Here is a 12,747-nt window from a genome sequence, read left to right as displayed (position 1 = left end):
GTCGGTTTCCTCTTGCAATTCTGCAACAGGGGTGTTGTGACACGGCAACTATGCAGCAGGATGGCTCGATGAAAGTGCGACGCATGCCACGTTGGTGGCGCCGCGTCCTCGTGAGCCTTCGCCGCGCCAACGTCTTTCTGCTGCTTGAAGTTGCCGCCTCGGCCATCCTTGCCCTGATGGTCGCGGTTAGCTGGCTGACCGTGACCGGATCGAGCGAGGAGGGGCAGATCCTCCCGTCTCGCCTTACGTCCAGCCTGCTGATCGGTACGCTCGTTCCGGCCATGGCGCTGCTCGTTCTGGGCGGGCGGCGGCTTGCCATCCGCCGCGCCACGCGCAGCGTGCTGGGATCGAGCGGGCGCCTGCATATTCGGCTGGTCTGGCTGTTCTCGCTGATCGCGGCGATCCCGACTCTGCTCGTGGTCGTCTTCGCATCGCTGCTGTTCCAGTCGGGCGTCGAATTCTGGTTCTCCGACAGTTCGCGCGGCATGCTCGAAAATGCCAACAAGCTCGCCCAGGGCTACTACGAGGACAAGCTGCGCGATGTCGGCAATGAAACTGTCGCCATGGCCGGCGACATTCGCGACTATCTCGATCAGGCCGCGATCACGTCCACCGAATTTGCCGAAGGCTATTCCTACCAGGTCCTCGGCCGCAAACTCAACGAATCTGCCATCCTCGAGCGTGCTCCGGACGGCAGCCTGCGCACCGCCGCGATTGTTGATCCGGAAAAGGCCGACCGTCAGCAGCGCGTCACGCCGCAGGATCTGAAACGGCTCGATGCGGGTGAAATCGTGGTGGTCAATGCCTCGGCCGAGCGCATCGAGGCCGTGACGCCGATCGACAAGCGGCGCGGCATCTACCTTTACGCCGCCCGCACCTCGAATGCGCTTGCGCTTGAACAGTGGGAGCGCGCGCAGACCGTCCTGAAGTCGTACGACATGCTGACATCACGCGCCCGCGCGCTGCAGCTTCGCTTCAATCTGGCGCTTTTCGGCGTCAGCCTTGCGCTTGTCGGGGTCGCGGTCTGGGCGGCACTGCGATTCGCCGACCGGCAGGTTGCCCCGCTGGCCGAACTGGTCTCGGCGGCAAGGACGATCGGCAGCGGCAATTTCGCCATGCGCGTGGCACAGAGCAGCGGGGCTGACGAAATCGGTCTGCTCGCGCGAGCTTTCAACCGCATGACCCAGCAGCTCGAAGGCCAGACCCAGGCGCTCGTCTCGGCCAACGCCCAACTTGAAGTGCGACGAGCCTTCATCGAGGCGGTCCTCGAATCAATCACTGCCGGCATCGTTTCGATCGGTCGAGATGGTGCGATCCAGCTCATCAATCCATCGGCTCTGCGCTTGATGTCCGATCCGGGCGCCGAAACGCCGATAGGGCGCCCACTGGCCGACGTCTCGCCCGTCTTCGCGCAGCTTGTTGCCAGCGGGCAGCCCAACAACGTGATCCAGCACCCGCTGGGCGGGGATCTTCGCACGCTGGCGGTCCGGGTCGTAGAAGACAACAATGGTCACGTCATCACGTTCGAAGACATTACCCGCCAGTTGCTCGACCAGCGCCGCGCTGCTTGGTCCGACGTCGCGCGCCGCATCGCGCACGAGATCAAGAACCCACTGACCCCGATCCAGCTTGCCACCGAACGGCTCAAGCGTCGCTATGGACGCCAGATCGAAACCGATCCCGAACTGTTCGAGGAACTGACCAACACGATCATCCGGCAAGTGGGCGACCTGCGCAAGATGGTCGACGAGTTCTCGTCCTTCGCGCGTTTGCCAAAGCCCGTCTTCCGCGCCGAGGACGCCAGCGATCTCGTTCGCCAGTCGCTCTTCCTTCAGGAAGTCGCGCACACCCAGATCGCTTACAGCTTCGCCTGCGACGAGCCCAGCGTTCCGATCCAGTGCGACCGCCACCAGTTCGGGCAGTGCATGACCAACGTGCTCAAGAACGCCGTCGAAGCTATTGAAAGCAAGGCGAAGTCAAGTGAAGTCGATTTCAAGGGCCGCATTGCCGTGACCCTGGCGGGTGACCGCGATTCGGTTACGGTCAGCGTTACCGACAATGGCATCGGCCTTCCGGCTGACCGCGAACGCATCCTTGAGCCCTACATGACCACGCGCGAAAAGGGCACTGGGCTTGGCCTCGCGATCGTTCACAAGATCGTCGAGGAACACGGCGGCGAGATGGCCTTCACCCCGGAGCCCGGCGGCGGCACCCGCGTCACCATGCGCTTCGCCCGAGATCCGCTCTCTCATTCAACCGGCACCGTAACCGGCGCCGATCAGGACTGACAGGACCCAGCCAATGGCACTCGACATCCTCATTGTGGACGACGAACGCGACATTCGCGAGCTTGTGGCCGGCGTGCTCAGCGACGAAGGATATGGCTGCCGCCTTGCCGCTGACAGCACCGCAGCGCTCGCCGCCATCGACGAACGCCGCCCGAGCCTCGTCTTGCTCGACGTTTGGCTTCACGGCAGCCCGATGGACGGGCTCGAAGTGCTCGACGAGATCAAGAAGCGCGAGCCTGAACTCCCCGTCATCATCTTCTCGGGCCACGGCAACATCGACACCGCCGTCTCGGCGATCAGCCGCGGAGCCATGGACTTCCTCGAAAAGCCGTTCGAAGCCGAACGCCTGCTCCTGCTCGTTGAGCGCGCCACCGAAACCGAACGCCTGCGCCGCGAGAACGCGCGTCTGCGGCAGGATTTCGGCATGTCGGACGAATTCACCGGCAACAGTTCGGCGATCAACCAGGTCCGTGCCACCTTGAAGCGTGTCGCCAACACCGGCAGCCGCCTGCTGATTACCGGGCCAGCTGGCTCCGGCAAGGAAGTGGCTGCGCGCCTGCTTCATTCATGGAGTCCGCGCGCCCAGAACGCCTTCGTCACCGTAAATTCCGCGCGCATCACGCCCGAGCGTTTCGAACAGGAACTGTTCGGCGAGGAAGTCGACGGCAAGCTGGTGCGTGCCGGCCTTCTCGAAATGGCCGATGGCGGGACACTGTTTCTCGACGAGGTCTCGGACATGCCGGCATCGAGCCAGGCCCGGATTCTGCGTGTCCTGACGGAACAGTCCTTCGTCCGCGTCGGTGGCCACCGCCAGTTGCGTGTGGATGTTCGGGTCGTCTCGTCCTCCTCGCGCCCGCTCGAAAAGGAAATCGCCGAGCGCCGTTTCCGCGAGGACCTCTATTACCGCCTCAACGTCGTGCCCGTCGCGATTCCCTCGCTGACCGAGCGACGCGAGGACATCCCAGCGCTGGTCGATCATTTCTTTGCGCGCCACGCCAACGAACAGGGCGTGGCGCCGCCGGCAATCACGCCCGAGGCGATGGCGGCTATGCAAAGCTACGATTGGCCCGGCAACGTCCGCCAGCTGCGCAATGTCGTCGAACGCACAGTGATCCTCGCGCCGCGCGATCGCCTTGCGCGGATTGATGCCGACATGCTGCCCTCCGAAATCGTAAGCAGTCCGATGGGCGGTGAAACCAGTGGTTCGGCGTTGATGGGCGTCCCTCTGCGCGAGGCGCGCGAAAACTTCGAACGCGAATACCTCAAGGTGCAGATACGGCGCTTTTCGGGCAATATCTCGAAGACGGCCAGCTTCATCGGCATGGAGCGCTCCGCTCTGCACCGCAAACTCAAGCTGCTGGGCATGGCCGAGCGCCGCGAGGGCGAAGACGAAGACTGATCCTCGTGCATACGGATTAATTTGGAACCCCGACCAATTTCCAAGGTTTACGCATCGGTCGGCGCAACATACACTTAGCCATGAACCCGGCCGGATCAGCAAATGCTGCGAAGGCCAGATCGCGAAGGCCCGTCAACGGGCCAAGCCAATATAAAACGGAGTCACGTGAAATGACCGGAAAGACCCTAACTGCACGCCCGCGTTCCAAGCCCGAGCCGGCTCCCGAAGCCGATGTCGTGGTTCCTGCGGCGGTTTCCGGCCCCAGCGGCGGAAAGGGGCAGAACCTTCAGGACCTGTTCCTCAACCATCTGCGCAAGAACAAAATTCCGGTCACGATGTTCCTCGTGAAGGGCGTCAAGCTGCAGGGCATCGTCACATGGTTCGATAACTTCTCGATCCTCCTGCGCCGCGATGGCCAGTCGCAGCTGGTCTACAAGCACGCGATCTCCACGATCATGCCCGGCCAGCAGCTGTCGGTCGCTCATTTTCAGACCACGGGCGAAGAAAACGGCCGCAAGGCACGGCTCCTTCAGGAAGTCTTCCTGTCAAGCGTTCGCGATTCGGGCGTTCAGGTCACGATGTTCCTGGTCAATGGCGTCATGCTGCAGGGCAAGGTCGCGTCTTACGATCTCTTCTGCATGCTGCTGGAACGTGAGGGCTACGTCCAGCTGGCCTACAAACATGCCGTTTCAACTATTCAGCCCGCCGGTCACGTCGATTTGACGGGTGACTGGGATGGTGAGGTTTCCTGAGCACTTTCGAATTTGGCAACAACACCGGCGAGGTTGCCGGTGAAGTCACTCGCGGCGCCCGTGCCGTCGTCGTCCTCCCTGACATCAAGCAGCGGGGAGGGGGGCTCGGTACGGACGCCGAATCGCGCCTTGAGGAAGGGCAGGGGCTAGCTCGCGCCATCGGCATCGAGGTGGTCGATGCCTTCATCCTCCCGATCCGCGCCGTCCGTCCTGCCACGCTGTTCGGAGAAGGTCAGGTCGAGCGTATCGGCGTTGCGTGCAACCAGTCAGATGCCGAGCTCGTCATCATCGACGGTTCGCTTTCGGCCATCCAGCAGCGCAATCTCGAAGATCGGCTGAAGCGCAAGGTCATCGACCGCACCGGCCTGATCCTCGAAATCTTTGGCGAACGCGCCGCCACTGCCGAAGGCCGCCTTCAGGTCGAACTTGCGCATCTGGATTATCAGGCCGGTCGCCTTGTACGGTCCTGGACTCACCTGGAGCGTCAGCGCGGTGGCTTCGGCTTTCTTGGCGGCCCTGGCGAAACCCAGATCGAAGCCGACCGTCGGCAGATCCGCAATCGCATGGCCCGCCTGCGCAAGGAACTCGAGCAGGTCCGCCGCACGCGCGGCCTTCATCGTGAGCGTCGCCAACGCGCGCCATGGCCTGTAATTGCGCTCGTTGGCTATACCAATGCCGGCAAATCCACGCTGTTCAATCGCCTGACCGGGGCCGATGTCATGGCTGAGGATCTGCTCTTCGCCACACTCGATCCGACAATGCGGGCCATCCGTCTGCCGGGCGTCGACAAGGCGATCCTGTCCGACACCGTCGGGTTCATCTCGGAACTGCCTACGCAGCTCGTCGCCGCATTCCGCGCGACGTTGGAAGAAGTAACCGCGGCCGACGTGATCGTGCACGTCCGCGATGTCGCCAACCCGGCCACCGCCGACCAGAAGACCGAGGTCGAGCAAATCCTTGCGGATCTTGGCGTCAACGGGGAAGGGGGGCCTACCATCCCGGTGGTCGAGGCCTGGAACAAGTGGGACCTGCTCTCGCCTGATGATCAGGCCATGCGCCACGATCTGATTGCAGCCAAGGTGCCTGAGATTCCCGTTGTGCCGATCTCGGCCTTGACGGGCGAAGGCGTCGAGGCGCTGCTTGTTCGCCTGGGCGAAATGCTCACCGGCACCGCGCAGACGCTGGAACTTACCATTCCCTTGTCCGACGGTCAGCGCCTTGCATGGCTCCATGCGCATGGCGATATCATCAGCGAGACGCAGATCGATGATGGCGACGCCGGTCCCGCGATGCGGATTACGGTACGACTGACACCGCGTGAGCTAGGTCGTTTCACCACGCTCTGATCGCTTGACCGCCTGCCAGAGTTCCTCCTGCTGTTCGAGCGTCATTTTGGCAAAACGGCCAGCGGCGCGGTCTTCCATGCCTTTGAAGCGACGCTCGAATTTGGCATTGGCCTGGCGCAGTGCATCTTCGGGCGCGACGCCATGCTTGCGCACGACGTTGGCCACTGCAAACAGCAGGTCGCCGGCTTCCGCGACGCGTTCTTCGTCCGAGGTCGCCTCGTCAAGTTCCTGCAGTTCCTCGATGACTTTCTCGACGGCACCTGCCGGATCAGGCCAGTCGAAACCAACGCGGCCTGCGCGCTTCTGCAATTTCTCGGCGCGCATCAGAGCTGGCAGTGCCAAGGCAACGCCATCCAGGGCGCTTTGCGCACCCTTGGCCGCTCGCTCGCTGGCCTTGGCGCTTTCCCAGCGGTCTTCACGCGATTGGCCCGTGGCAATCTCGTAACCGAAGACATGGGGATGGCGATGCTCCATCTTGTCGGCAATCGCGGTCGCAACGTCGTCGAACGAAAACAGGCCAAGCTCCTCAGCCATGCGCGCGTGGAACACGACCTGCAGCAGGAGGTCGCCGAGTTCTTCCTTGAGCGCGGCCATGTCGCCACGTGCGATCGCGTCGTCGACCTCGTAGGCTTCTTCGATCGTGTAGGGCGCGATTGTCGCGAAAGTCTGGGCACAGTCCCATTCGCAACCACGGGCCGGATCGCGCAAGCGTGACATGATCGCAAGCAGCCGTTGCAGGCCGCTATTGCGAGAAGGACGGTCGCAAACCTCGGTCACGCGGAACTCCGAATTAGATTTGATAATAAGTATTATGTAAAATAAAGAGCAGGGCGATCTGCCCGTTTTCACATGCCAACCACCGAGAACACCAGCGCCACAGCGACGAAAATGAATCCCCACAGCGCCGCCATCCGCAATCCATCCGACAGACCGATCTGACGCCCTCGCAGGTTTGCCACCGCAAGGACGAGCGCCATGGCCAGTGCAATAATTCTGGCGATGTCGTCACCGCTCAAAGCACGATCTCCATGCCATCGAATGCCGGTTCAACATGCGCCGGTGTCTCATCGCACAATGTGCGGTAATCCATGGATTTGTCGAGATGCGTCAGGATACCGCGATTTACGCGCGCAGCGTCGATCAACTCCAGAGCCATGGCCAGATGCGCATGTGTCGGATGCGGCTGCCGACGGAGGCAATCGACGACAAGGACGTCGACCCCGTGAAACAAGGACACCATCTCAGCCGTAATTTCGCTGAAATCCGTCGCATAACCGATTGATTTTCCGTCCTGATTAAAACGGAAAGCCGTGGACTGCGCAGGCCCGTGCGGCATCTGGCAATGGCCGATACCAATGCCGCAGACCATGCGCACCCGGTCGAGATTATCCAGTTCGACAATCGTGTGGTAACCGAACTGGCCGGCAAAGACGTAACCGAAGCGCTGGCGCAGGCGGCGCACGGTTTCGGATGCCGCATAGCCCGGAATGGGTCCCGCCCGGCCATACCGCAACGGCCGAAGATCATCGATGCCGTGGCAATGGTCAGCATGGTCATGCGTCCACAACACGCCGTCCACACGATCGATATCGTTGGCCAGAAACTGGTTGCGCAGGTCGGTGGGCGTATCGACCAACAGTCTGCTGCCATCGTCACCCTCGACCATGATCGCCACGCGCGAACGACGATTTCGGGGTTCGTTGGGGTCGCAATCGCCCCAGTCATTGCCGATGCGTGGGACTCCGGTCGAGGTGCCCGAGCCGAGAATAGTCAGCTTCACAGCGAAGCCTTGCCGAACAATCGCAGGAAATTGGCGCCTGTCAGATCGGCGAGGGCCTCGGCAGTGGTGCCGCGCAGGCCTGCAACGAAGGCACAGGTATCGGCAACGAACGCGGGTTCGCAGGTCTTGCCGCGGTGCGGCACGGGCGCAAGAAACGGTGCATCGGTCTCAACGAGGATGCGATCGTCCGGCAGTTCGGCAGCTACAGCCTGCAAATCTTTGGCATTCTTGAAGGTCACGATACCGGAAAGCGATATCGTCAGCCCGAGTTCCAGCATTCGTTTGCCGAATGCAGCGGAAGCGGTGAAACAGTGGATCAGCGCCGGGAAGGTCCCCTTCCCCATCTCCTCCTCGATGATCCGGGTTGTGTCTTCCTCGGCATCGCGGGTGTGGATGATGATCGGCAGACCCGTCTCACGCGCCACTCTGATGTGTACGCGGAACAGGTCCTGCTGCACCTGCCGGTCAGAGTGATCGTAATAGTAATCGAGCCCGGTTTCGCCGATCCCGATCACGCGCGGATGCTCGGCTGCTGATAGCAGTGCCGCCTCGCCGAGGTCCGCATGGGAATCGGCTTCGTGTGGATGGATGCCGATGCTGGCCCAGACATCGGGCTCACGTTCCGCCGTGGCGACGATGGCATCCCATTCGCTGCGCCGCGTCGAAATATTCAGAAACCCGCGCACGCCGGAATTACGCGCGCGGTCAAGGACTTGCCCTTGGCTTTCGACAAGTCCCTTGTAGTTGAGATGGCAGTGAGAATCGATCAGCATCATGCTGCGCCGGCATCCTCGGGCATTTCGAGCCGGGGGAAAGCGGGCACCGGAGCGGTCAACTTCTCGCCACTCGCGACCCGTGCCATATACCAGTCCGCATCGGTCAGTGCGGCAAATCCGCGCGCTTCGGCAGGAACGCCGATCTGGTCGAGAACCTTGGCCGCCGCTGCGGGCACGACCGGGGCGATCGCAATCGTCAGGTCGCGTATCGCCATGAACAACGTGAGCAGCACTGCCTTCATCCGCTCGGGATCGGTCTTGCGCAGGGTCCACGGCGCCTGCTCATCGACATAGGCGTTGCAGGCGAACACCGCCTTCATCCAGGCATCGATCCCGCCCGAGAAGTTCATGGCTGCAAACTCGCGCGGCAATTCGTCGTGGCAGGCCGCAAACACGGTTGCGAGCAGGGCGTCGTCAGCCTCCGTGCTCGAAAAAGTCTCCAGCACGCCATCCATGTTCTTGAAAATCATGGAAAGAACGCGCTGGACGAGGTTGCCATAGCTGTTGGCCAGCTCGGCATTACAGCGCATCACAATCGCTTCGGGCGAGTACGAACCGTCCTGACCGAAGGCAACCTCGCGCATCAGGAAATAGCGCAGCGGATCGACACCGAACCGGCCCGCCAAATCAAGCGGATCGGTAACGTTGCCAAGCGACTTCGATTCCTTTTGCCCCCGGTTGAGCAGGAAGCCGTGGCCGAATACCTGCCTGGGCAACGCGATGTCCGCGCTCATCAGGAACGCCGGCCAATAGACGGTGTGGAACCGGACAATGTCCTTGCCGATCAGGTGCAGGCTTGCCGGCCAGTATTTCGGGAAGTCGCCGCCTTCGCCAGGAAAGCCAAGGCCGGTCAAGTAGTTGGTCAGCGCATCGACCCACACGTACATCACGTGCCCGTCACTGCCCGGCACCTTCACGCCCCAGTCGAAGCTGGTGCGCGATACCGACAGGTCACGCAAGCCGCCCTCGACGAAGCGCATCACCTCATTTCGGCGGCTGTCAGGCTGTATGAACCCGGTATTGTCGTTGTAGTGCGCGAGCAACTTGTCGGCATAGTTCGAAAGCCGGAAGAACCAGCTTTCTTCGACTGTCCATTCGACCGGGGTGCCCTGTGGTGAGAGCTTTTCACCGCCCTCGCCCGCGACCAGCTCGCTCTCGTCGTAATAGGCTTCGTCGCGAACAGAATACCAACCCTCGTAGCGGTCCAGATAAAGGTCGCCCTTGGCTTCCATCCGGCGCCACAGTTCCTGCGAGGCCGCGTGATGCCGCTCTTCCGTCGTGCGGATGAACACGTCGTACGAAATATCAAGAGTGTCACACATCTCAATGAAATAGGACGACATTTCATCCGAAAGCTCACGCGGAGTGATGCCCAGGTCGCGCGCTTTCTGCGCCATCTTCAGTCCGTGCTCGTCAGTGCCGGTCTGGAACCTAACGTCGCGCCCCATTGCACGCTGGAACCGCGCAATGACGTCGGCGGCAATCGCCTCATAGGCGTGGCCGATATGCGGCTTGCCGTTGGGATAGCTGATGGCAGTGGTGATGTAATAGGGCTCGCCCATCGGGCAGTTCGCTTTCCTGTCGGGGAATTTCGGACTTATCGAGCCAGTTCCCTAGTCGGAGCCGCCGATGCCAGCAAGGACCCGATTTCCATCATCAGCATTCCGGGATCGAAATTGTAGATGGGCGCCTCACCCGCCAACCTGACCAGTCGGGCATGGGCCTCGACCAGGCGCAGCTTTGCAAGATCGTCAACGCGCCCCAGCGCCCGGACGACGGTCATCCGCGCCGCCTCGATAGCCGCCAACTGGCGGTCGCGGTCGGGCCTTGCACCCAATGCGCCAGCCAGCGCGCCCCGCAAGGCGAGGTCAGGATCGCCTCGCTCAATCAGGGCGGTGAATATCGCCTGCGCCTTGCCCAGATCCTGCTCGGCAAATGCCAGCGCCGCGCCTGGCGATCCGCCCGCAACGGCCAGTGCCGCCTGTCGCGTCTCGCTGTCAAGCTGGGGCGCCGCCATGTCGAGCGCTCTGGCGACTTCGGCATCGGACAGCGTAGCGAACCGGATGATCTGGCAGCGCGATCGCACCGTCGGCAGAAGTCGGCCGGGCGCGTGGACCACAAGCAGGAAGAACGTGCCGACGGGCGGCTCTTCAAGGCTTTTGAGCAAGGCATTGACCGCGCCCTTTTCGAGCTGGTCCGCCGCATCGATGATCACCGCCCGCCGTGCGCCAAGGGTCGGTCGCGTCGTCAACCGGCGTTGGATATCGCGCACCTGATCCACCGAGATGTTACGCTTGGTCAGGAAGGGCTTGCCCTCGTCGCGTTTCTTCGCCTCGTCGTCGTTCGCCGGGAGCGGACGCAGGACGAGGATGTCCGGGTGCATTTCAATCGGCGGCTGCGACACGCCAGGCTCGGCTACCAGCTCCGCTGCGGCAGCCTGCGCGAAGTGCGACTTTCCCAACCCCTCGCGCCCCGCGAGGATCCAGCCATGATGCATGCGGCCTCCCGCGAGCGCCGCGCGCCATTGCACCCACGCGGTTTCATGGCCGATCATTGACGTCACGACGGCAACAGCCCTTCGAGCGCCGCCATGATGCGGCGATGCACTAGCGACGGCTCACCCTGCGCATCGATCACCGCAAAGCGTTCCGGCTGCGCATCAGCAATGGCGAGGAATGCCGTGCCAACCTTCGCGTGATACTCTGCACCGCGCCCGCCGATCCGGTCAGCGCTGTCGCCATCGCGCAGCGCAAGCCGTTGCGCTGCCTCATCCGGCGCTACCGTCAGGAGCAGCGTCATGTCGGGCAACAGAGCTTCGCTGCCGATTGCGTGCAGCGCCAGCACGTCGGTGTCGCTCAAGCCGCCGCCGCCGCCCTGATAGGCGCGGCTGCTGTCGATGAACCGGTCGCATACCACCCACGCGCCGCGGGCCATTGCGGGGCGGATCAGTTTTTCGACGTGATCGGCTCGTGCGGCTGCAAACAGCAGCGCCTCGGCGCGCGTCCCCCAGCCCTCGCCTTCGGTCGAAAGCAGCAGGCTGCGGATCGCCTCGGCTCCAGGTGTCCCGCCCGGCTCGCGCGTGGTGACGACCTCGACACCTCTCGAACGCAAGGCTTCGGCGAGCATCCGCGCCTGCGTCGACTTGCCCGCACCCTCGCCCCCTTCGAGCGCGATGAACCGTCCAAGACTCACAGTCCTACAGTTCCCAGCGCTCCATCGCGCACCCGCGCCATGACTCCACCTTTCGGCACTGCTGCCCCTGAAACCAACGGCAGGACATGCACCGGCTCCCCAGGCACGCGTACCAGCAGGCTGGCTACTGTCTCACCCTTGGCTATCGGGGCCTTGAGGGGTCCTTTGTAGCGAATGGCGAGCGTGTAACTGGGGTTGCTGCCTTTCACCGATGTCACGGTCAGGGCGCGCGGGGCGACGAGCGGCACCGACCGATCGGCTCCACCCTGCACGAGCGCCTGTCCCACGACAGCGCCCTTGCCGAACAGCGGGCGCGCATCCCACGCATTGAAGCCCCATTCGATGAAATCGCGCGACTGCTGCGTGCGGTCCTTCGGTCGGTCGTAGCCGCCCAGCACCATGACCAGACGGCGTCCGCTCCGCTCTGCCGAGCCGACAAAGCCGTAGCCTGCCTCGTTGGTAAAGCCAGTTTTCACCCCGTCAGCGCCCTGCGTGAAGCCGTAGAGCGGATTGTGGTTGGGCTGTGTAATCCCGTTCCACGTCATCTGCGCATGGCCGTAGAAGCGGCGATACAGGTCGGGAAACCGCGTCATCAGCGCGCCGCTCAAGGTGGCGAGGTCTGCTGCGGTCACATAGGTCTGGCCTTCATCCATCCACCCGTTGGGTGTGTTGAAATGGCTGTCCCGCATGCCGAGATCTGCCGCGGCAGCGTTCATCAACGCGGTATAGGCCGGGACCGAACCCGTTGCGCCCTCAGCCAGCACGACGCAAGCGTCGTTGGCCGAAACGGTCACGATACCTTCGATCAGTTCGGCAACCGTTGGTTGCGCATCGATCGGCAGAAACATGGTGCTGCCCACCCGATGCCATTGCTTGAAAGTCTCGGGTCGCATCGGAATGCGCTGGTCGAGACGCAGCTTGCCCTTCTCGATCAGGTCGAAGGCGACGTAGCTCGTCATGATCTTTGTGATCGATGCCGGCACGAAACGGCGATGTGCGTCGCGGGCATAGAGCACCCGCCCGGACCCGACATCGACGAGCAGCGCAATCGGCGCGGAGATTTCGGGCATCGCCGGGCTGGATATGGCAGCACTCGGTGCCTCGGGTGCGGCAGCCACAGCCGGAATAGATCCCAGCGCCACACCGGCAACAATCGCAACGAACTTCGCAGGCAAGCAGCATTCCCCGATCAAGCGAGGGCCGCTTCGCTCAAG

Annotated in this window: 12 protein-coding genes; 4 read left to right on the top strand and 8 right to left on the bottom strand. The window is 62.7% G+C overall.

Annotated features, from left to right (window positions below; translation table 11 throughout):
• Positions 1 to 50 precede the first annotated feature (50 nt).
• The 4 genes from AC2A04_RS01500 to hflX all read left to right on the top strand — a co-directional run bounded on the left by AC2A04_RS01500 (position 51) and on the right by hflX (position 5,785).
• Complete coding sequence (locus AC2A04_RS01500) at positions 51 to 2,288, top strand: sensor histidine kinase (protein WP_484210539.1); 2,238 nt, start codon at positions 51 to 53, stop codon at positions 2,286 to 2,288.
• A 13-nt stretch (positions 2,289 to 2,301) separates the two neighbouring features.
• Complete coding sequence (gene ntrX, locus AC2A04_RS01495; protein ID WP_484210538.1) at positions 2,302 to 3,687, top strand: nitrogen assimilation response regulator NtrX; 1,386 nt, start codon at positions 2,302 to 2,304, stop codon at positions 3,685 to 3,687.
• 170 nt (positions 3,688 to 3,857) lie between these two features.
• Positions 3,858 to 4,439, top strand: a complete 582-nt coding sequence (gene hfq, locus AC2A04_RS01490) for an RNA chaperone Hfq (protein ID WP_484210537.1) — start codon at positions 3,858 to 3,860, stop codon at positions 4,437 to 4,439.
• On the top strand, positions 4,436 to 5,785 hold the full coding sequence (gene hflX / locus AC2A04_RS01485) for a GTPase HflX (RefSeq protein WP_484211668.1): 1,350 nt from the start codon (positions 4,436 to 4,438) through the stop codon (positions 5,783 to 5,785). The genes hfq and hflX overlap by 4 nt, the downstream gene beginning before the upstream one ends.
• On the opposite strand, the gene mazG is transcribed toward hflX, so the two are convergent.
• From mazG to AC2A04_RS01445, 8 genes are all read right to left on the bottom strand, one after another.
• Positions 5,762 to 6,562: a nucleoside triphosphate pyrophosphohydrolase gene (gene mazG, locus AC2A04_RS01480; RefSeq protein WP_484210536.1), complete on the bottom strand. Its 801-nt coding sequence runs from the start codon at positions 6,560 to 6,562 to the stop codon at positions 5,762 to 5,764. The two genes, hflX and mazG, sit on opposite strands and share 24 nt — an antisense overlap.
• Before the next feature lie 68 nt (positions 6,563 to 6,630).
• A complete protein-coding gene (locus AC2A04_RS01475; RefSeq protein ID WP_484210535.1) occupies positions 6,631 to 6,801 on the bottom strand; it encodes a hypothetical protein in 171 nt (56 codons plus the stop codon).
• Positions 6,798 to 7,565 carry an MBL fold metallo-hydrolase gene (locus tag AC2A04_RS01470; protein ID WP_484210534.1) on the bottom strand — a complete coding sequence of 256 codons (768 nt, stop codon included), beginning with the start codon at positions 7,563 to 7,565 and terminating at the stop codon, positions 6,798 to 6,800. The genes AC2A04_RS01475 and AC2A04_RS01470 overlap by 4 nt, the downstream gene beginning before the upstream one ends.
• Positions 7,562 to 8,338: a TatD family hydrolase gene (locus tag AC2A04_RS01465; protein ID WP_484211667.1), complete on the bottom strand. Its 777-nt coding sequence runs from the start codon at positions 8,336 to 8,338 to the stop codon at positions 7,562 to 7,564. Before AC2A04_RS01465 ends, AC2A04_RS01470 begins: the two co-directional genes overlap by 4 nt.
• Positions 8,338 to 9,903 carry a methionine--tRNA ligase gene (gene metG / locus AC2A04_RS01460; RefSeq protein WP_484210533.1) on the bottom strand — a complete coding sequence of 522 codons (1,566 nt, stop codon included), beginning with the start codon at positions 9,901 to 9,903 and terminating at the stop codon, positions 8,338 to 8,340. Before metG ends, AC2A04_RS01465 begins: the two co-directional genes overlap by 1 nt.
• A 35-nt stretch (positions 9,904 to 9,938) precedes the next feature.
• Entirely contained in the window at positions 9,939 to 10,895 is a 957-nt protein-coding gene (locus AC2A04_RS01455; RefSeq protein ID WP_484210532.1) for a DNA polymerase III subunit delta', read from the bottom strand.
• A 5-nt stretch (positions 10,896 to 10,900) separates the two neighbouring features.
• On the bottom strand, positions 10,901 to 11,533 hold the full coding sequence (tmk, locus tag AC2A04_RS01450) for a dTMP kinase (RefSeq protein WP_484210531.1): 633 nt from the start codon (positions 11,531 to 11,533) through the stop codon (positions 10,901 to 10,903).
• Entirely contained in the window at positions 11,530 to 12,708 is a 1,179-nt protein-coding gene (locus tag AC2A04_RS01445) for a D-alanyl-D-alanine carboxypeptidase family protein (RefSeq protein ID WP_484210530.1), read from the bottom strand. The genes tmk and AC2A04_RS01445 overlap by 4 nt, the downstream gene beginning before the upstream one ends.
• Positions 12,709 to 12,747 lie beyond the last annotated feature (39 nt).

Source organism: Novosphingobium sp. HNCC26DJ243 (assembly GCF_057180545.1).
Note: the sequence above shows the minus strand (reverse complement) of the source record. Positions and strands in the feature narration are given on the sequence as shown.

Excerpts from the sequence above, each read along its gene's own strand:
- hfq (WP_484210537.1), top strand. The coding sequence starts at position 3,858 with ATGACCGGAAAGACCCTAACTGCACGCCCGCGTTCCAAGCCCGAGCCG.
- AC2A04_RS01500 (WP_484210539.1), top strand. The coding sequence starts at position 51 with ATGCAGCAGGATGGCTCGATGAAAGTGCGACGCATGCCACGTTGGTGG.
- ntrX (WP_484210538.1), top strand. The coding sequence starts at position 2,302 with ATGGCACTCGACATCCTCATTGTGGACGACGAACGCGACATTCGCGAG.
- AC2A04_RS01465 (WP_484211667.1), bottom strand. The coding sequence starts at position 8,338 with ATGCTGATCGATTCTCACTGCCATCTCAACTACAAGGGACTTGTCGAA.
- metG (WP_484210533.1), bottom strand. The coding sequence starts at position 9,903 with ATGGGCGAGCCCTATTACATCACCACTGCCATCAGCTATCCCAACGGC.
- AC2A04_RS01455 (WP_484210532.1), bottom strand. The coding sequence starts at position 10,895 with ATGATCGGCCATGAAACCGCGTGGGTGCAATGGCGCGCGGCGCTCGCG.